This window comes from Helicobacter apodemus (assembly GCF_003097575.1).
Taxonomy (GTDB): Bacteria; Campylobacterota; Campylobacteria; order Campylobacterales; family Helicobacteraceae; genus Helicobacter_D; species Helicobacter_D apodemus.
Genome location: NZ_CP021886.1, coordinates 1,676,319 through 1,696,559 on the forward strand (window position 1 = coordinate 1,676,319; position 20,241 = coordinate 1,696,559).

Here is a 20,241-nt window from a genome sequence, read left to right on the forward strand (position 1 = left end):
ATGGCTGGCGTAAATATGCAGGAATTAGAGAAAATTGAGATTGAAGAAGATTTTGCTTCGATGTTTGAACAATATGAAAAAAAAGAGAATGAAAAGGTTTCACAAGGCGAGATTGTAGCAATTGAAGGGAATTGTGTGATTATTGCAGTTCCAGGAGAGAAGAAAGAAGGGAATATTTCTATTGAAGAAATTAAAGATTCAGAGGGGAATTTATTCTTTAAAGTAGGGGAATTGTTGCCAATTGTTATTACAGGGAAGAAAAATGAGCAACCTATTGTTTCTTACAAAAAAGCAATACGTAAAGAAAAAATTGCAAAATATATCAAAGATTTAGGTGAGAACTATAAAGATAAAATTATCGAAGGTGTTGTTATAAGAAAAAATAAGGGCGGATACATTGTTGAAAGTGATGGTATAGAGTTTTTTATGCCAAAATTTGGAGCAGCCTTTAAAGATGGTAGTAAGGTAGAGGGTAAGTCTATTAAGGCTTGCATTGTAAATGTAAAACCCGAAGAAGATAGCATTATTATTTCAAGAAAGCGATTATTTGAAATTGAAAATTCTACTAAAAAAGATGCGATTGATAACCTTTTAAAGCAAGAAGGGATTTTAGAGGGAAAAGTTAAAAAGATTACTAGTTTTGGTATGTTTGTAGATGTTAATGGTGTTGAAGGATTAGTGCATTACACAGAAATTAGCTATAAAGGACCCGTTAATCCTTCAAAACTCTATAAAGAAGAAGATGTTGTTCCTATTAAAGTTCTTTCTTATGATAAAGAAAAACGTCGTTTAGCTCTTTCTATTAAAGAAACTACAGAAGACCCTTGGAGGGAAATTGAAAAAGAGCTTGAAGTAGGGGATGCTATTAAAGTTACAGTTAGCAACATAGAGCCTTATGGAGTCTTTGTCGATTTAGGAAATGATATTGAAGGTTTTTTGCATATTTCTGAAATTTCTTGGAATAAAAATATTCAAAACCCAGAAGAGTTTTTAAAAACCGGACAAGAAATTGATGTAGAGGTTATAGAAATTAATACCAAAGAGAGACGTTTAAGGGTATCACTTAAGAATCTCTTAGATAAGCCTTTTGATAAATTCGCTAAAAAATATAAAGAAGGTGATATTTTAAAGGGTTGTGTTGCGACTTTGACAGATTTTGGAGCTTTTATTAAATTAGATAATATTGATGGTTTGTTACATAATGAAGATGCCTATTGGAACAAGAATGAGAAATGCAAAGATTTAATGAAAGTTGGCGAGGAGATTGAAGTAAAAATTGCTAAAATTGATAGAAAAAAAGAAAGAATTTCTTTAACTCGCAGAGGAATTATAGCCTCCCCAGTAGAAGAGTTTGCTAAAAAATATTCAATAGATAGTGAAATAAGCGGTATAGTCAGAGATATAAAAGATTTTGGTATTTTTATTAAAATTGATGATGAAGTAGATGCTCTTATTAGGAATGAAGATTTGCCACCCCTTAAAAAGGAAGAGATTCAAGTTGGTGATAGTATTAATGGTGTGATTTCATTGCTTGATTGTGCAAATAATAAAATTCGCGTTTCTATTAAAAGATTAGAAAAGCAAAAAGAGAAGGCAAAATTGAAAAATTTTAATGATAATGTAGATAATAAAATGACTTTAGGGGATATTATTAAAGATAGAATTTCTTAATAGAATATAATATGCAAGTAAGAGTATTGATGACTATTTTAGCCTGTTTTATCTTGATTACATTGCTTGTGCTTATTCGTAAATATATAGATGCAATAAATGTTGCTTTGCCTGTTTTTAAACCCTATGAGTTAGCTGTTGATAATAATCAGCCAGAGTTTGCCAATGTTTCAGATTGGGTGAATAAACTTTCTAATAAGAGTAGTAGCCCATTTATTTATCCAGCTCCAGTTTTGCAAGTTAAATTACTCCTTGAAGATGATATTCTAGAAAGTCATGAAGAAGTTTTTAGGGTTTCAGTAGGGGCGATTGATGATTATCAGTTTTTTTGCATTAATCAAGTATTTAGTAGCCATAAAATTAAATATTCCTATTATAAGGTGGGAGATAATATTTGGTTAGTAGTATTAACAAAAGATGAAAATTATCTTCGTAGTGTTTTAGATAAGCTAAAATATTATGAAATTAATTATATCTTGGCTAAAGCCTAAAAGTGGAGTGTTAGAGATGTCAAAATTCACAATTATTGTCTGCGATCATATTCATCAAAGTGGTTTAGAACTGTTAAAAAAAGATAAAGAAGTGGAGATGCTAAATTTAGCGACTTTGCCAAAAGATACATTAAAAAAAGAATTACATAAAGCAGATGTAGCAATTACTCGGAGTTCAACAGATGTAGATATAGATTTTTTAGAATCTGCTCCTAAACTTCGTGCTATTGTTCGTGCTGGTGTTGGCGTGGATAATGTAGATATTGAAAGTTCTAGTAAAAAAGGTGTTATTGTGATGAATGTCCCAACAGCTAACACTATTGCGGCGGTAGAACTCACTTGTGCACATATTTTAAATGCTGTAAGGAGACTGCCTGAAGCTAATGCACAATTAAAAAATGAACGCAAATGGAAACGTGAAGATTGGTATGGAACGGAATTAAAGGGTAAAAAATTAGGCATTATTGGATTTGGAAATATTGGTGGTAGAGTAGGAAAACGTATGAAAGCTTTTGAAATGGAGGTTATTACTTATGACCCTTATATTAATGCCACAAAAGCTACAGATTTAGGTATTGCTTATACAAAAAACTTTGATGATATTCTAGCTTGTGATATTATCACCATACATACACCGAAAAATAAAGAAACTATTAATATCATTGATAGAGATGAAATTACAAAAATGAAAGAGGGCGTAATTTTAATTAATTGTGCAAGAGGTGGATTGTATAATGAGGAAGCACTTTTTGAAGCTTTACAATCCCACAAAATTCGTTTTGCTGGAATAGATGTTTTTACTAAAGAGCCTGCTATTTCTAATAAACTTTTAGATTTAAATAATATTTATGTAACCCCTCATATTGGAGCAAATACTTTAGAATCCCAAGAAAAAATTGCTATTGAAGCAGCAAAAGCGGCTTTAGAGGCTGCAAGAGGTTCTAGTTTCCCTAATGCTCTTAATTTACCTGTTAGAGAGAATGAGTTACCACATTTTGTAAGGGGATATTTGGAGTTAGTGCAGAAAATGGCATTCTTTGCCATTCAGATGAATAAAGATGAGATTCGCTCTATTCAATTAGAAGCACAAGGTGAGATTAAAGAGCATCTCTCTTCCCTTTCCACCTTTGCATTAGTAGGTATTTTAAATGCTACATTGGGGGATAAGGTCAATTATGTCAATGCTCCTTATGTTGCAAAAGAACGTGGTATTGAAGTGCAATTGGAGGGAAAAGAATCCCAAAATGTTTTTAAAAATCAGGTTAAACTTACATTATTGACGCAAAAGGGAGAATTTAGTGTAAGTGGGGCAGTATTTAATGAGGATACTTTAAAAATAGTAGAAATTAATAAATTTTCTTTAGATATTAAACCAGAGGGCAAAATGATACTTTTTAGGAATAACGATACTCCTGGTGTGATAGGCTTTATTGGGAGTATTCTTGCTAAACATAATATTAATATAGCGGATTTTCGTTTAGCACGTTATAAAAAAGAGGCTTTAGCTGTGATTATCGTTGATGATGAAGTGGAATCTAGAGTTTTAAAAGAGCTTTCAAATATTGATGCTTGTATTAGTATCCAATACGCTGTTTTATAGGTATTTTTGATTCAGTGTAATTTGAGTTAAATTATGTATAATTGTGGGCTATTTTGTAGCCGGGGTGGTGAAATTGGTAGACGCGCTAGACTCAAAATCTAGTGGGGGAAACCCCGTGTCGGTTCGATTCCGACTCTCGGCACCATATCTAAAATCTTTGTTTTGTTTTTCTAAAAGTGTTTATCTTTTGCATTAATTTTTTAATCTACCAAGTTTTTGTATTAAGTTCATCGTAGTATTTAATTTTTTCTAAAACTCTTTGTAATCTAGTGCCACAATCTATTCTTAATCCTTATTTATTGTTGGAATAAAAAGATGTTAAAAATTTTTAGAATACATAGGCAACAAAATATTAGCTTGAAAAAAGCAAAATATTCAAGCAGGGAATGAAGAAAAAACTTATAACTTAGCTTAAGCATCAACAAAGATAAGTCCTCCTATCAGAAGGATTCCTAACTTAATAGAGTTTGGGACAAGATTGTTTAAAAACTAAAGGATGAAAAAGATTTAGACGAGTGGAAAGTATAATTTGTTTTGATATACTAATTATTACCTATTAAACCATAAAAGGATATTTATGCAAGAGCTAATCACTTCTAAGCAAATACAAAGTGCTTATAAATTAATGAAGGAATTGCGTCCCCATTTAAGCTTAGAAGAATTCACAACCAAAGTAGTGCATCAGCAAAAAAGTATGCAATACCGCCTCTTTGTCTCTTATAGCCAATCACAAAATATCATCGGGCTTTGTGGGGTAATGCCATTTTTTGTCCTATACCGTGATAAATGCCTATATATCTGCGATTTTGTCATTGCCTCACATTTAAGAGGGCAAGGCTTGGGACAGAGATTTTTACAAGAAATTGAAGAAATGGCAAAGAAAGAGGGTTATTTGCAAATAGAATTAAGCTCAAGCTTCAAAAGAGAGGAGGCACATCGTTTTTATGAGAAAAAAATGAATTTTCAAAAAACAAGCTATGTATTTGTAAAGTCTTTAAAATGAAGTCAAAGTTATACCCTTAAAGTTGCTTTTACTCCTTTTAAGCTTATGTTTTATACCTTGTAATCTTTACAGAACATAAACCCTTACTCCATAAATATATCTAACCCACTTTGCAGAGCATAAGGCACAGAACTACCGTGACTTTGCCCATTGAACTCAATAAACACGATATTTCTAGGGTTGGGTGCATTGGTTTGCAAATCCCATATAAGACTTTCTAGCTTCAATGCTCCTTGCATTTTTTTAGAATTTTTCTCCAAACTTCCACGCGTAAAAATTATAGAATCTGGATAATCCCTTAGTTTTAAGGGTAAAGATAGAAATTTTCCCTCTCCCCACCAAAGTGATGGTGAAGCACATACATAATGTGTAAAGCTCTGTGGTTTAGATAAAAGTGTATGCAACACAAAAAGACCACCAAAAGAATGCCCAAAAAGTAGCTCCTTCTGAGGCACACCAAATTGTTTATGGATAGAGGGCTTAACTTCTTGTATAAGAAAATCTAAAAAACTATCTATTCCGCCCCCACCGCTAAATTTATCTTGCAAGTATTCAGGAAGCAAAGGTGTATAATCATAAGTGCGTAATGCCCTATCATAGGCTAATGGACTATAGTGTCCGACTCCTATGATAATAGGCAATGCTTTAAAGGGCTTAGTAGATTCTTTTGTAGCTATTTCATTAAGTAGTAAAGGAAAAAATGCATTGCCATCAAGCGTATAAAATACACTCTTTTTATCTGCCTTATGTTTTGGGATGGCAATATGGATATTATAAAATCTCCCCTGTATATTTTGCATACGCGTAGTTTCTATGCTAAAAAGATTTTTTGCCTCTTGCATAAGGGGTGGAATCTCTTGTGAGGGAGCGGCGAAGACATTACCAAAACATATACAAATAAATATTAAAAGAATATAACCTTTCATTCCTTATCCTTATTATCTAAACTTTTTGTACTTTGTGCTTCCTTATTTTTTATACCTTTTTACAATGTCTTTAAATCATAAGCCCACGCAACCACAATTCGCACAGGTAATTAAAAGCTTAAGTGTATTCTAGCACAATCGTGTAGATACTTCAATTTAGCTTAAAATTTGATCAAAGCAATGCTGTACTTTATGGCAGAGATTTTTACAAGAAATTGAAGAAATGGCAAAGAAAGAGGGTTATTTGCAAATAGAATTAAGCTCAAGCTTCAAAAGAGAGGAGGCACATCGTTTTTATGAGAAAAAAATGAATTTTCAAAAAACAAGCTATGTATTTGTAAAGTCTTTAAAATGAAGTCAAAGTTATACCCTTAAAGTTGCTTTTGCGTTCTGTTTTTATTTCAGCCTTTGTAATAGCTTGTTACTTGTTGAGGCGATGCAAATTTGCTCTTTAAATATGGATTCATAAATTTTTGTATTTCTAGTAAAAAATTTCTTTATTATTTTAGTGTTTTTTGTGACTATTTATCTGCTAGTTATGGGATTTATAAAGTTTTAGAATCTCCGTGCTTTAAAAATGGGGCAACATTACGATTACATAAGGTATTTAAAATGAAATTTGTATAAATTTGCTAAAATAACCACTCACAAATTTATAAGGCAAAAAGTAAAATGATTTTTGAAAAGCAAGATTATCAGCAAGAATGTATTGAGAATATTATTACTCTTTTAGAAAACTTCAATTTCAAACACCAAAGTGCAGAGAATCTAAAAGATTGCTTTGCAAAGTTTCATACACAAATCCCCATAAAAGCCCTAAGTAATAAGTTGAATATTGATATTTTAATGGAAACAGGCACAGGCAAAACTTTTACTTATCTTAATCTTATTTTTGAGCTCCATAAAGTCTATAAGCAAAATAAATTCATTATCTTTGTTCCACGTAAGGCGATTTTAGAATCTGTTAGACAAAATATCCGCCTTACCAAAGATTATTTTTACAACCAATACAAACACCACCTCAAAATCTACACTTATGAAGGGAGTAAATCCCAAAGTGCAATTATCAATCACTATATTAAAAATACCGATGAATTATCTGTGCTTATCCTCACTAATAGTGCAATGGACAAAAAAGACAATATCCTCAATAAAACAAGCGAAAGCCTTTTTGATACAAAAAGCATTTTTGAAAATATTGCCGCGCTGAATCCTATTTCCATTATTGATGAGCCGCATTTGCTTAAAGGCGAGGCATTTAATGCCTATTTTAGCAAGGTTAAAACATTGTATTTTCGTTTTGGTGCAACTTTTCCACAAGATAATGATTTTAAGTTAAGCAATGTTGCATATTGTCTAGATTCTATTAGTGCGTTTAGAAAATATCTTGTGAAGCAAATCCGTGTACATACGATTTCTAAAGATAGTCAAGCTCCCTTTTTGCTTGTTTCTGATGGCAAAAGCGCGAAACTTTCATTTTTAAAAGCGGGTGTAGAAAAGAGTGAAACTTTTTATAAAGGAGCGGATTTAGGGAGACTAGATTCTAGTTTAAGTGGTGTAAATATTGTCAAAACTACTAAAGATAAAGCCTATTTAAGCAATGGAGATATATTAGAAAAACTAAAATCTTATAAACTCCAAGATTCCGAGATTACCACCTTACTTAAAAAAGCTATAGACTTACATTTTGAAAAAGAAGCCATTTTGTTTGCTCAAAATATCAAAGCCCTAAGTCTCTTTTTTATCCCAAATATTGAGGATTTTAGGGAGGTAGAGGGCAAGGGTGCACCTTTTATCAAAAACGAATTTGAAAGGCTTTATAAGCAAAAACGTAAAGAAATTTTATCCAATCCACATTTACCCCAAAACTACAAAGATTATCTAGCGAAAGATTTTGACGAAAGCGGGAATTTACGTGTTCATCAGGGTTATTTTAGCGGTGATAGTCAAGGAATTGCAAAGAAAAAGAACACCAAAGAAAACATTGAAGCCAATGATATTAAAATGATTTTAGAGCAGAAAGAAAAGTTGCTTTCTTTTGATACTCCTTTGCGTTTTATTTTTAGTGTGTGGGCGTTGCAGGAGGGTTGGGATAATCCTAATATTTTCACGCTTACAAAACTAGCACATTCTAGCAGTGATACAAGCCGCCACCAGCAAGTAGGGCGGGGTTTGAGAATCTGTGTAAATAGCGAGGGCAAACGCATTACAAACCGCTATTTAAATTCTAATGATAATGCCTTTTTTGATATAAATTATCTTGATATGCTAATTAGTGGCGAGGAGCTAGGCTTTATAGAGGGATTGCAAAATGAAATTATGGAATCTAGCTTTGTCTTTGGTGGGGATTTTATCGATGGCAATGTCTTAAATGAAATGATAAAACACAAAGAAAAAAGTGATGATTTTATCTACTTACTAAGGAGACGATTAAAAGTTATTGAATACAACGAGGAAAACAATACCTATAAAATTATCTCCCCTATTTATGAAGCGATAAAAGACAATGTAGAAGCAAAAGAGATTTTAGGTGATGATTTTGCGTGGGTGCTAGAGCAATTTAAAGAGCCAGAAAATAAACACAAACAGGTAGAAAATGCAAATATCCCGCAAGAAAAAGTGAAAATCCGCAAAGAACTAGCCAAAGACTTTAAAGAATTATGGCACGCGATAAATGCCAAAGTGCAATTGACCTACCACAATATCCATAAACAAACTCTTATTAACTCTATCACAAAAGCATTTAATCAAACTAAAATTGAAAAAGAATCTATCACCTATGAGTGCAAAATCTATGACGCTACACAAAATAAAATCATCGTTGCAGATTCTGCCACGCTAAAAGACAAAAACTATAAAAAAGCCTTACAAAAAGACATATCCGCACTTTTGCTTGATTTTGCTAAAGATTCACATTTACCACTTAAGCTTATATACGAAATTTATAACGCACTCAATCACGAGAATTTTTATAATTCACCCAAAAAAGCTTTTGCCACATTAAAAAGTATCATCGCAGATTCCCTACACGAAAATCTACTTTCTTGCGTGAGTTATGAATTTTGTCAAAATGCGTTTTCCAATGTAGCATTTGAATTTAGCGAGAACGACCCGCTTTATACGCGTGAGGGTGAGCCAAAAGAGGAGATTTATAAGCATAAGTTAGGTAGATATGAAAGCAAAGATAAAGAGCCAAGTGATAAGTATCTTTATGATAAAGCCATTTGGGATTCTAAAATTGAGGAGGAAGTGATATTAGAAAATGTGGAAAATGTTGAGCATAAAAGCATAGAAGTTTTTGCAAAGCTTCCTAAATTTAGCATTCCCACTCCCTTTAAAGCATATCAGCCCGATTTTGCGTATTTGTTAAAGGACAAAAAGGGGCAAAAAATATTTTTTATCTGTGAAACAAAGGGCTATAATAAAGAGAGCGGTATTCCCACAGAGGAAAAATGTAAGATTGACTATGCCAAGAGATTTTTTGAATCCTTGCAACAAAACCTCAAAAACACCAAGGTGATTTTTACCACACGCATAAATAAGCAATCTTTGCTCGATACCATAAAAAGCACATTAAAGGATAAGTATGATAGATAAAGACCAAGTAGCACAAAAGGGTATAAAAATCCTTGATAGTAAAGATACCAATCCACTTGAAGAAATGCTAAAAACACACTTCCCACAGAGCATAAGAGAGGGGCAAGTAAATCTCAATGCCATTGCCGCACTATTAGGGAAAGATATAAGCAATCTACAAGGCTATGAGCTAACTTTCACAGGCAAAGGCTTAGCAAACGCACTTTATACCACCTCTTGCCAAAAAGTGCTCAAACATAAAGAAACATTTTGTTATTCTGAATCTGCTTTAGCAGGTGAAGAATCTCAAAATCAATCGCACAAAGTGCAAACCTCTAAAAGCGTTGTCGGGGTGGAGGGAGAGTTTGAGAGGGAGGAGGGAGCGACTTCGCAATTCAAGCCCCTCCGCCCTTTCATAAAAGAAGATTCTAACAATAAAGAGGTTTTGACTTTTTCAAATTTAGGCAATGCCACCCAAAATACCCTTATCATAGGCGATAATCTTGACGCACTCAAACTCCTCAAATCCGCTTATAGCGAAAAAATCAAAATGATTTATATTGACCCACCCTACAACACAAGAAATGATGATTTTATTTATCCCGATGATTTTAGGGCAGATTATAAAGCAATTTTACGCGAGGTGGGCTTACTTGAAATAGATGAGGAGGGTAATGAGGTAGAATCTGAAACCTTGCAATTCTTTCGCAATATCACAGGGAGCAAATCCCATAGCGGTTGGCTTAGTTTTATGCTTCCACGATTGAAACTTGCAAGGGATTTGCTTAGAGAGGATGGCGTGATATTTATTAGCATTGATGATAACGAACAGGCAAATTTAAAACTGCTTTGTGATGAGATTTTCGGGGAAGAAAACTATATAGAAACATTTTTATGGAATAAAACACAAACACCGCCTTCTGCTTCAAATAAAACTAGAAAAACACACGAGTTTATTTTATGTTATCAAAAATGTAAAGATACTCAAAAAATGATTGCAAGATTTTCTGATGGAGGAGATGCGCCACTTTGGAACGAAACAAATTCTGAAAGAATTTTAAAATTTCCCAAAGATTTTGTTTATTCAAATCTAGAAGATGGAGTATACAAAAAAGGAATTAGGGATAAAATAGAACTTTTAGATAATGTTGAAGTGAAAAATGGGAAAATCATAAATAACTTTAGGCTTAAAGGGCATTTTCGTTGGAAACAAGAAACATTAAATGAGGAAATAAGTAATAATGTATTTTTAGTTGTAAAAAGCGATAAATTTTCTATTCGTTATTGTAGAGATGGTGAAAGAATTGTTATGCCTACAAATGAAATTTCTAAACAGGATAATGTAGGAACCAATGAAACAGCTTCAAATGAATTACTAAAATTGTTTGATAATAAAAAAGTTTTTAATTTTAATAAACCCGTGAGTTTAATCAAGTATTTAATTGCCATGTGCAGTAATAATTATTTACAGATAGCTTCAAACGACATTATCCTAGACTTTTTCGCCGGCAGCGGCACAACAGCACAGGCAGTAATGGAACTCAACGCAGAGGATAAGGGCAATAGAGAATGTATTTTGGCGCAGATTGATGAGCCAATCAAGGAGGAGAAAAACAAAGTCGCCTATGATTTTTGCAAAAATGAGCTAGGGAGTGAAAATCCTACAATTAGTGATATTACGATAGAGAGAGTGAAACGAGCAGCAAAGAAAATAAATGCTAATATGTGCTTGAATGTTTTTACCTTAGAATCTAAGCCAAAGCTTATAAGTGATAAAAAAGGCACACTTGCTCTCACAACAAATACAAATTTAAGTGCATTAGATAAAGCAATTAATCTAGCCTTATCTGCGGGTAAAACCCTAAATAAACCACTAGAATCCATAATAGAAAACAAGCTTTATAAATGCGAGGATTCCTACTTTTGCATAGAATGTGATAAAGGAGTGCTTGAAACTTTGGCAAAAACAAGTGATGAATATATTTATTTAGATGGTTTTGCGGATATAGATCTAGAGCATTTCCTAAATTTTGAAGTGCAATTTAAAGAGCGACTAAATATAGTGTATTAAGTTTTTCTTGATACATTAAAAGCAATCTTGGTATTGAATAACAATCTTGCCGAGAGATTGACAATATTTCATTAATAGCTTGTGAGTTTTAGAGTTTTAACTTAGTTCTTATTCTCTTGGCATATACATCATAATGCAAATACCAAGGAGTGCCAAACCTCCCCCTAGTATATCCCATATATCGGGTTTAAAGCTATCAAATTTCATCGCCCAAAGTATAGAAAATACAATAAATATCCCCCCATAGGCTGCATAAACTCTCCCAAAGTCTTGTGCTTGCCAAGTTGCTACTATTCCATATAACCCAAGAGCGATTAATCCACCTAATCCTAATAAAAAACTTTTATTTTCTTTAAGCCATAGCCAAACTAAATACCCTCCACCTACTTCTAAGAATGCAGCAAGGATAAAAATAAGGAGTGATTGAAGCATAGCTAACTATCCAAAGCCATTTTTAAAGAATTTGGTGTTTGTGGGGGATTTTTGTTATTAAAGGCATTTTGTTACTAGGGTATAAATGCCCCCTAATCGTTGCAGAATCTCTAAAAAAATCTTGTTTGTTTTGTGGGTTGGGAAAATTATTCATTGTTATGCTTGTAGGAATGTTTTTAAAGGAAGGGATGGCATATTTTTCATTGTGTTAAAAATTCTTTAATAATTAATTGGATAGAGATACCAAAACAAATACATATTACAAAGGGTTTGATGATTTTTGCACCGTGTTTAATGGCAAGTTTTGCACCAAGAGTTGCACCAATAGCTTGTCCTATACACATTACTATTCCCAAAAGCCATAAGACATTCCCACTAAGGATAAAAAATACAATCGAAGCAATATTAATACTAAAGACAATAGAGCGTGAATGGGCTAGAGCTTTGCTTAGTCCATATCCCCCAATGCTTACAAGCATTGTTAGGGTAAGCGTCCCAATCCCAACCCCTAAAAATCCACCATAAAAACTCACCAAAGCACAGAGGCTATGAAATAACACTTTATTGGGAGATTTAGCTCTATCTGTATCACTAATTTTGCGTGAGAATAAAAAATATGCACCAATTGTTATCATTACAAAAGGGAGGATTTTTGAGAGAATTTCAACTTTTACAAATTGCACACTAATTGCCCCAGTGCTTGCAAATAGCATTGCAATAATAATACATAAACGGCTAGATTTTATATCCACTAAACCTTGAGAATAATAATGTGCCGCTCCTGTAAAAGAGCCAATGCAAGCTTGAAGTTTGTTGGTTGCAAGAGCAATTAGAGGGTTGATACCGCTTAATAATAAAAGCGGCATTGTAATCATTCCCGCCCCTCCAGAGAGAGAACCAACTAATCCTCCAAAGATGGCTGCAATAAATAAAATAAAATACCAATAAAGGGCTATATTTTCAAAGCTTTGTGAGTTGAGTAAATCTAATATCATCTTGCCTCCATTTTGCTAACGATTATAACACATTTGCTACAAGTTTTAGCATTTATTAAGCTTTTAAAAGTAAAGTTTTATGAGTTTTATACAGGGCTTTGGTAAGTAGGTTTTACTTAATAGAGTTCTATTAAAAGATTTATTGCTAAGCGTTTTTTGATAGATAGTCTAAAAATTTATATTCTTTAAGAGGAAGATTTAAGGGAAATAATGAAAATTTATGTTGTTGGTATCCATACAGATGTAGGGAAGACACACTTTAGTGCAGCTTTTTGCAAAGTTTTTGGCTATGATTATTTTAAACTTATTCAAGCGGGTGAGCCTAAGGATAGTGAGTTTATCCATAAATTTAGCCCCGCAACGCATATTTTTAAAGAAGGAGTTTTTCTCAAAACTCCCGCTTCACCTCATAGGGGTAAGAGACTTGAAAGACTTAATTATAAGGGTTTAGATATTAATCTCCCTAAGAGTGAAAATTTACTTATAGAGGCTGCTGGAGGGCTTTTTACCCCACTTGATGAGAGTGCAACAATGTTAGATTATATCAGCACTTTTAAGTATCCTTGTGTGTTAATAGGGAAGTATTATTTAGGAGCGATTAATCACACTTTGCTTTCCTTAGACGCGTTAAATCAAAGGCAGATTTCTATTAAAACTTTAGTAATGATGGGTAAAAAAGAGGAGGATTTTGATAGTTTTATAAACTCTTATGCGAAAGTAAAGATTGTGCATTTAGATTTTTATAAGGATAAGATAGAAACAAATGCGTTTAAAAAAGCATTTAGCTTTATCTTAGAATAGGTTTTAAGTCAATTGCTTTTGCTTAAAGAATTAGGAGATTCTTAACTAAAGCTAATTCTTGTAGCTAAGAGTGTTTATCCCCTAATAGGTTAATTCCTAACCTAAAGATTTCAAGCTACACTCTAAGATGCTAAAGTAGTGATTAACCTTGCTTGTATAGGCTAAAGCTTGGTGGTAAAAATATTAAGGCGTAAAAAAGGGGCGGTATAAAGAGGGAGAATCTTATAAGTTCATTGGGTTGGTAGGGATTGCAAGGAGTGCTTGTTGGGGAGTCTTTGTATTGTAAGGTAAAGAATAGATTGAGGGTATTCAATGTTTTTAAGGATTGATAATTTTAAATCCTATGGTTTCTTTAATCTCATAGCTTGAGCTTACAAGCATATAGAAGTTAATGTTTTTATAGGAGAGGTTTAGGCGGTAAAATGCCCCTAAAAACTCTTTTTTGAGGAGTTTTGCTTGGAATTCCTCCCCTAATTCTAACTCGCTATAAGCAAAAATATAATTTTTCTTAGCAATCCACGCAAAGAATCTATCCTCTAAATCAAGGGTTTCTTCTATGATATTAAGATTGGGTAAGATCTTAGCTGTATTCTTACTTGTGGGACAAAAAAATAGTTCTCTTGGGCTGTTAAAATCAACAATTTTCCCTCTGTCTAAAAGAGCGATTTTATCGGATATATCATAGGCGTCCTCTATATCGTGGGTTACCATAATTGCTGAGATTCCTTGATTTTTAATGAGTTTTTTTAGTTCTATCCTTAAATCATTTTTTAAATTTTGGTCTAAATTTGAAAAGGGTTCATCAAGTAAAAGTAAATCACAACCCCTAGCTATAGCTCTTGCAAAAGCTACTCTTTGGGCTTGTCCTCCTGAAATTTCATCGATTTTTTTATCTTTTAAATCAAAAATTTCAAAAGTATTTAAAAGCTCATCTAGTTTTTTAGATTGCTCTTTTTTGGGTAAATCATAAAGGGCAAAGAGGATATTATTTGCTACATTTAAATGGGGGAATAAAGCATAATTTTGAAACATCATTGCCACCTTAGCTTTGCATTCATAATATTCATAAGAGGAGGCTTTTTCAAGTTGAGCAATAATTCTAAGTAAAGTGCTTTTGCCTCCTCCACTGCTTCCTAGAATGCTTAAAATTTCACCTTTTTGAAGTTCTAAATTAATTCCTTTTAAAATAGGGAGTGTGGAGAAATTTTTGACTAAATTTTTAATTTTTAACATTTTATTCCTTGCTTAATTTTTGAATCCAAAGTATTACTAATAAAGACAAAATCACAATACAAAGTGAGGGTAGAGCTGCATCGTAAATCCTCTCATCACTGGCATACCAAAAAGCTTTTACCCCTAAAGTTTCAAAGCCAAAAGGAGCAAGCATCCTACTTAAAGGAAGCTCTTTAATGGTATCAATAAAGACTATGATAAATGAAAGCCATAAAAAATGTTTTAAAAGTGGTGTGTGGATTTTTAAAAATAGTGTTTTATAACTAGGATTAATAAATAAAGAGGCTTCATCACTTTGGGTGTGGATTTTGTTATACCCTCCCTCTAAGGAGTAAATAGCGGTGGCTAAAAATCGCACCATATAAGCAAAGATAAGCACAAGCAAGGAGTTTCCAAGTAAAGCAAAGCCAAAAATATTGTTTAGTATTATAAACATTATCATTACGCCAATACCAATAGCAGCTCCGGGAATCGCATAGCCTAAAGAGCTTAGTTTTATAATACAAATAGAAAACCAATGGCTTTTTGAAACCCTTGCGACAAAACTTAGAAAATAGGCTAACAAAGTCACAATGAGAGCTGTTATACCCGCTAAAGCTAAAGTTTTAATTGCCATTATATAAAATTCACTCTCAAAAATTTTCGTATCTTGTAATCCCCAATATAGTAGCCAAATAAATGGTAAAATAAAGCCAATTAGGGCAATGATAAAACAATACAAAGAAGCAAGAGAGGCTTTGTATTTACTAAGTTTTCTTTTTTGGATAAAGATTTTTAAGTTTTGGTTGAAGCTGTATTTGCGTTTTGTTTTGTTTTGGTATTCTAAATACATCACTAAAAAAACAAAAATCATCAAAAATCCAGATAAAACCGCAGAAGAATACGAATCATTTAAGTCATACCAAAGTTTAAAAATCCCTGCTGAAAAGGTATCAACTCCATAATATGCACTTGCACCATAATCACTTAAAGTCTCCATAAAAACAAGCATTAAGCCAGACATTATTGCTGGTTTTGCAGTAAAAATTGCAACTTTAAAAAAAATCTTAAATTCAGAGTAACCTGTAGTTTTTGCGACTTCTATGAGTTCTTTAGCTTCACTTTGAAAAGCGGTTTTTGCAAACATAAAAATATAGGGGAACAAAGAAATACTTAAGACAAAAATTACGCCATAAATATTAAAAAAATTTATCCTAAAATGAAAAAGCTCATAAAAAACCCCTTGATAATCCATAATCCCAACATAAATAAATGCTAGGATATAAGCAGGAATGGCTAGAGGTAGGATAAGGAGTTTTTCTAAAATATTAGAGAAATAAAACTCAAAATTTGCTACTAAATACGCAGAGCTTACGCCTATGATAAAGCTAAGGCTTAAAACGCCTAATAAAACTAAAAAAGTATCTTTAAGGAATTTTATAAAAAGATAAGAAAAGAAATGATTGAGATTTTCTTTGATTGTTAAGATTTCATTAGAATCTTGAGTATTCAAGTTTTGAAAAATCACATATAAAAGCTCAGTAAAAATACTTAAGAGAGGAAGAGATAAAAAAAGGGCGAGTAAAATTGCCCCTGTTTTTGAAAGGTTTAAGGAGTAGGGCATTATCTAAAGCCTACTTCATCATAAATTTTTACAGCTTTTTTAACATTTTTAGCAATATCACTAACAGGAAGTTGGTCTTCTTTAAAACTTCCAAAATCTTTAACGGTCTGACTTACTTCTACATCGTTGCGGATGGGAAATTCATAATTGATATTTGTAAGAATTTGTTGAATCTCTGGGGTTAGCATAAATTCCATAAACTTTTTAGCCTCTTTTTGATTTTTACTAGATTTAGTCATAGCAATACCACTTACATTAATATGAGTGCCTCTGTTGTCTTGGTTTGGGAATATTATACCTAAAGCATTGCCTACTTCTCTATCTTTTTCATTTTTGGAATTTTTCAAAAGCCCTATATAGTAAGTATTCATCACAGCAAATTCAGCTTCTCCTGCAAAAACCTGTCGTGCTTGATCCCTATCTCCACCTTTTGGGGGAGTTGCAAGGTTATTAAGCACACCTTTTGCCCATTCTTTTGCTTTTTTTTCTCCATCATTGGCTATGATAGAGGCTAGTAGGGTTTTACTATAAGGTGCAGTTGCACTCCGCATAACAACTTTTCCTTTAAATGCATCTTTAGCCAAATCTTCGTAGTTTTTAAGTTGGCTTATATCTGTGTTTGCGTTTTTATTATAAGCAATGATTCTTGCTCTTTTAGTAATAGCAAACCATTGATTATCTTTGTCTCTAAGATGGGCTGGGATTGTTTCTTCTAAGAATTTAGATTTTACAGGAGCTAGAATACCTGAAGTTTTTGCCTCATTGAGATTAGAAACATCCGCAGTAATAAAAATATCCGCTGGAGAGTTTTTTCCTTCAAGCTGCATTCTTTTAATAAGCTCTGAAGCCCTTGCTTGAGTGTGATTAACCTTGATACCTGTTTGTTCTTCAAATTTTTTGATGATTTCAAAATCTGCATCATAATGCCTAGCCGAATAAATGTTTAATTCAGCTGCTATTAAGGAAGCACCTATAAAAAGTGCAAGGAATAGGGATTTTTTCATTTCGTTTCCTTTTAATTTTTGGATTTTCACCTGCTAATCGTAATTTAAATTAGCTGAATAAATGATTAAAATTATCAAAATTAATTTTATGAGTTATTATCACTTTATATTTTGAGTTTAAAAATTGCTTTTTAATAAATATTCTTTGGATGAAATAGTATAGAGGATTTATGCTTAAAAATTTCATTTTTTAGTGTTGCTAGAAATCATAGGTGAATGAGATTCCTAATTAATGCAATATCTTTAAATGTAAATGAATATAAAAGTTTTACTTTAGAGCTAAAAATAGTCTTTGCTACATAGCCTTACATTCGCGGATAAATGAGTTTTTCATTAAGATAATTTGGCTTTGATATTGTTTTTATTTTAGGGAAAGTTTTTCAATACAATTACCTTAATAAGCACAAACTAGGATTTTTAAGATGAGGTAATAGAATAAACTTTAGCAGGATTAAATCCTGCTGTTTATATGGAAGATTATTTTGCCTTTGCACTAAGAGTGATTTCGACAATTGACCAGCTAATTCCAGCGTGTCCAGGAGCAGCTTTAGCTAAATCTATTAAGGCTTGTTCGGAGTTTTTAAACGCAAATAAGTCTAATACTCCTTTAGCTTCAAACTTTCCATCTTTTATAGTGTAGTGAAGACCTACAGTTTCATACTGACCGCCAATACTCACTTTAGCAGTCAATGAACCTTGATTGTCTCCTTCAATAACATTGGTGATTTTTACATCAACATCCTTACCACCATTAAGAGTTTTGAAGAAAACATTGACAATGTTATTTGTAATAAGTTCTACTCCCATATCAATGTTTTTTGGAGAGAATGTTGCAGTAGCTCCATTTAGTAGTCCTTTGATGCTGCTTTCATCTTTTCCAAAGGTGTATTTAGGGTTTTTAACGGTTCCAGCAGTGGCAATCATATTAGCAGTTTTATAACCTTCAAAATTGATGGTTAAAGTATTTTTATCAATACTAGCTGCGTTTAAGTAACTAAATAAAGATGCAGATAATACCGCACTTACAAGAAATTTTTTCATAAATTTTCCTTAAATATAAATTTTTGAATAGGTATTATATCTAATTTTAGTAGAATAAAACAACCCAATAATAATTTTTAATGAATATATTTTGTTCAATAGGGTAAATTTTACATTTTGTAATAGATTCTAATAATTTAGGTTTTGCATATAGCTAACAATAGCAGCATTTCTATTGGCGTTTGAATTTTCTTGATTGGGGTTATTTGGTGTATCTTGATTTTTATTAGAAACTTCTTTGCCTTTTGTTTGCTCTTGTGTAAGCTCTATTTTGGCTTCAATTTCCATTTGCATAGCACTTGCAGCAACTTTGTAATCTTGAGGGCTAGGGTCAGATGGAGCCATAGCTGCTGCGATGATTTTTCTAGCATTAGCAATAGTTTCTTGGGGAGTGTTTCCTTTATCCATTGAGATAGGCACTTCTCCAGCAGTAGCATACATTTTACCATCAGGTCCTCTTGTATAGCTAAAAGATGCTCCACCTGTTACTACTCCGCTACCAGCTGCAATATGAGCAGCTTCGTGAGCCCTTACATTCCTATCAATTTGTTCTAATTCACGCACTTGTTGGATTTGTGATTCATTAAGTTTTTCACCATTGATAGCTTCTAAGTTTTCCTGATTGGGGATAGAATCTTCTGTAGAGTTTTGTGCTAAATCCTCTTGTAAAGGCGTTTCTTGTGTGTTGGTATCTTGTGGTGAGGATATGGTTTTATCTTGCAATCTTAAATAAGGATCGCTATAAATGCTACCAATTTGCATTATACCCCCTTAGTTTATCCTTTATAATTATGGATAAATTTTACAAGATCTTGAATGTTTTCCTTTGGTAAATCAGGTAACACTCCATGCCCTAAGTTAAAAATATGTCCTTTATTCTCCATTGTATCTAATATTTCCTTAGCACCTTTTAGCATAGAATCTTTATTATAAATCCTGCAAGGTTCTAAATTCCCTTGTAAAACATATTTTTCCCCTAAAATGTCTTTTGCTCTCTTTATAGGGGTATTCCAATCCACACCAAAAACATCAAATTCCCCATCAATTTGTTCTAAGGCACCGCAGATTCCTTTGGGGAATAAAATAACAGGGATATGGGGATATTTTTTCTTAATAAAACTTGCTATTTCTTTGCAGTAAGCAAACCCAAACTCTAAATAAGCCTCTGCTTCTAAAGCCCCCGCCCAAGAATCAAAAACCATAACCGCATTAACTCCAGCTTGAATTTGCATTTCTAAGTAGTTTTGGAGATTATGAGTAATTTTTTTTAGAAGTTGGTGCAGAAAATAAGGATTGGTATAAAGGATTTTTTTGGATTTGTGGTAAGTTTTACTGCCTTCCCCTTCAATCATATAGGTTGCTAAAGTCCAAGGTGCTCCACAAAAACCAATTAAGGCTTTATCTTCTGCTAAAGATTCTCGTGTGAGGCTAATGGTATCATAGACATAGTTTAATTGTAAATGAGAATCTTCACTTAAAGCTATTAAATCTTTTTCATTTTCAATAGGTTTAGCAAACTTTGGTCCCTCTCCTACTAAGAAATCAAGCTTCATTCCCATTTCCATAGGAACAACCAAAATATCACTAAATAAAATAGCTGCATCAACCCCTAAAATATCAATGGGTTGAAGTGTAACCTCACTAGCTAATTTTGGGTTTTTGCAAAGGGATAGAAAGTCTCCAGCTTTCGCCCTTACCTCTTTGTATTCCTTTAAATAACGTCCTGCTTGTCTCATAAACCATACTGGTGTATAAGGAGTTTTTTTTCTGAAACACGCATCAATAAAAATCATT

18 protein-coding genes and 1 tRNA gene are annotated in these 20,241 nt (G+C 32.7%); 9 read left to right on the top strand and 10 right to left on the bottom strand.

Translation table 11 applies throughout. The features are described from left to right. The 5 genes from CDV25_RS08310 (at position 1) to CDV25_RS08330 (ending at position 4,765) form a co-directional block, all read left to right on the top strand. Entirely contained in the window at positions 1–1,671 is a 1,671-nt protein-coding gene (locus CDV25_RS08310; protein WP_239056349.1) for a 30S ribosomal protein S1, read from the top strand. Between the two features lie 29 nt (positions 1,672–1,700). Further along, on the top strand, positions 1,701–2,162 hold the full coding sequence (locus CDV25_RS08315; RefSeq protein WP_239056350.1) for a hypothetical protein: 462 nt from the start codon (positions 1,701–1,703) through the stop codon (positions 2,160–2,162). A 16-nt stretch (positions 2,163–2,178) separates the two neighbouring features. Beyond that, positions 2,179–3,762, top strand: a complete 1,584-nt coding sequence (serA, locus tag CDV25_RS08320) for a phosphoglycerate dehydrogenase (protein WP_108911864.1) — start codon at positions 2,179–2,181, stop codon at positions 3,760–3,762. Between the two features lie 58 nt (positions 3,763–3,820). Then, positions 3,821–3,907 (top strand) — tRNA-Leu (locus tag CDV25_RS08325). 432 nt (positions 3,908–4,339) lie between these two features. Then, complete coding sequence (locus CDV25_RS08330) at positions 4,340–4,765, top strand: GNAT family N-acetyltransferase (RefSeq protein WP_108911545.1); 426 nt, start codon at positions 4,340–4,342, stop codon at positions 4,763–4,765. Between the two features lie 83 nt (positions 4,766–4,848). Here CDV25_RS08330 and CDV25_RS08335 read toward each other — a convergent pair whose 3' ends face one another. Next, positions 4,849–5,691, bottom strand: a complete 843-nt coding sequence (locus tag CDV25_RS08335; RefSeq protein WP_108911546.1) for an alpha/beta hydrolase — start codon at positions 5,689–5,691, stop codon at positions 4,849–4,851. Between the two features lie 223 nt (positions 5,692–5,914). Between CDV25_RS08335 and CDV25_RS10780 the strand changes: the two genes are divergently transcribed. From CDV25_RS10780 to CDV25_RS08345, 3 genes are all read left to right on the top strand, one after another. Further along, the gene (locus CDV25_RS10780; protein WP_269149107.1) at positions 5,915–6,046 is read left to right on the top strand and encodes a GNAT family protein; all 132 of its coding nucleotides are present in this window, start codon (positions 5,915–5,917) and stop codon (positions 6,044–6,046) included. Between the two features lie 317 nt (positions 6,047–6,363). Then, the gene (locus CDV25_RS08340; RefSeq protein ID WP_108911547.1) at positions 6,364–9,288 is read left to right on the top strand and encodes a restriction endonuclease; all 2,925 of its coding nucleotides are present in this window, start codon (positions 6,364–6,366) and stop codon (positions 9,286–9,288) included. Then, positions 9,278–11,338 carry a site-specific DNA-methyltransferase gene (locus CDV25_RS08345; protein ID WP_239056351.1) on the top strand — a complete coding sequence of 687 codons (2,061 nt, stop codon included), beginning with the start codon at positions 9,278–9,280 and terminating at the stop codon, positions 11,336–11,338. Before CDV25_RS08340 ends, CDV25_RS08345 begins: the two co-directional genes overlap by 11 nt. A 108-nt stretch (positions 11,339–11,446) precedes the next feature. Here the strand turns inward: CDV25_RS08345 and CDV25_RS08350 are convergent, their stop codons facing one another. From CDV25_RS08350 to CDV25_RS08355, 3 genes are read right to left on the bottom strand one after another with little or no spacing between them, the layout of a single operon-like run. Then, complete coding sequence (locus CDV25_RS08350) at positions 11,447–11,770, bottom strand: YnfA family protein (RefSeq protein ID WP_108911548.1); 324 nt, start codon at positions 11,768–11,770, stop codon at positions 11,447–11,449. Positions 11,771–11,792: 22 nt separating this feature from the next. Next, the gene (locus CDV25_RS10785) at positions 11,793–11,924 is read right to left on the bottom strand and encodes a hypothetical protein (RefSeq protein ID WP_269149108.1); all 132 of its coding nucleotides are present in this window, start codon (positions 11,922–11,924) and stop codon (positions 11,793–11,795) included. A gap of 46 nt (positions 11,925–11,970) precedes the next feature. After that, positions 11,971–12,765: a TSUP family transporter gene (locus CDV25_RS08355; RefSeq protein WP_108911549.1), complete on the bottom strand. Its 795-nt coding sequence runs from the start codon at positions 12,763–12,765 to the stop codon at positions 11,971–11,973. A 210-nt stretch (positions 12,766–12,975) separates the two neighbouring features. Between CDV25_RS08355 and bioD the strand changes: the two genes are divergently transcribed. Next, complete coding sequence (gene bioD / locus CDV25_RS08360; protein ID WP_108911550.1) at positions 12,976–13,566, top strand: ATP-dependent dethiobiotin synthetase BioD; 591 nt, start codon at positions 12,976–12,978, stop codon at positions 13,564–13,566. A gap of 318 nt (positions 13,567–13,884) precedes the next feature. Here bioD and CDV25_RS08365 read toward each other — a convergent pair whose 3' ends face one another. The 6 genes from CDV25_RS08365 to hemE all read right to left on the bottom strand — a co-directional run bounded on the left by CDV25_RS08365 (position 13,885) and on the right by hemE (position 20,240). Beyond that, positions 13,885–14,799, bottom strand: coding sequence for an ABC transporter ATP-binding protein (locus tag CDV25_RS08365; RefSeq protein ID WP_108911551.1), 915 nt, complete (start codon positions 14,797–14,799; stop codon positions 13,885–13,887). A 1-nt stretch (position 14,800) separates the two neighbouring features. After that, entirely contained in the window at positions 14,801–16,402 is a 1,602-nt protein-coding gene (locus tag CDV25_RS08370; RefSeq protein WP_108911552.1) for an ABC transporter permease, read from the bottom strand. Further along, positions 16,402–17,406 (bottom strand): Fe(3+) ABC transporter substrate-binding protein, encoded by a 1,005-nt coding sequence (locus CDV25_RS08375; RefSeq protein ID WP_034552201.1) that lies wholly within the window; start codon positions 17,404–17,406, stop codon positions 16,402–16,404. The genes CDV25_RS08370 and CDV25_RS08375 overlap by 1 nt, the downstream gene beginning before the upstream one ends. Positions 17,407–17,883: 477 nt before the next feature. Next, positions 17,884–18,447: a hypothetical protein gene (locus tag CDV25_RS08380; protein ID WP_108911553.1), complete on the bottom strand. Its 564-nt coding sequence runs from the start codon at positions 18,445–18,447 to the stop codon at positions 17,884–17,886. Positions 18,448–18,576: 129 nt separating this feature from the next. Next, positions 18,577–19,209 (bottom strand): putative metalloprotease CJM1_0395 family protein, encoded by a 633-nt coding sequence (locus CDV25_RS08385; RefSeq protein WP_108911554.1) that lies wholly within the window; start codon positions 19,207–19,209, stop codon positions 18,577–18,579. Between the two features lie 14 nt (positions 19,210–19,223). After that, positions 19,224–20,240 (bottom strand): uroporphyrinogen decarboxylase, encoded by a 1,017-nt coding sequence (gene hemE, locus CDV25_RS08390; RefSeq protein WP_108911555.1) that lies wholly within the window; start codon positions 20,238–20,240, stop codon positions 19,224–19,226. Position 20,241: the final 1 nt, after the last annotated feature.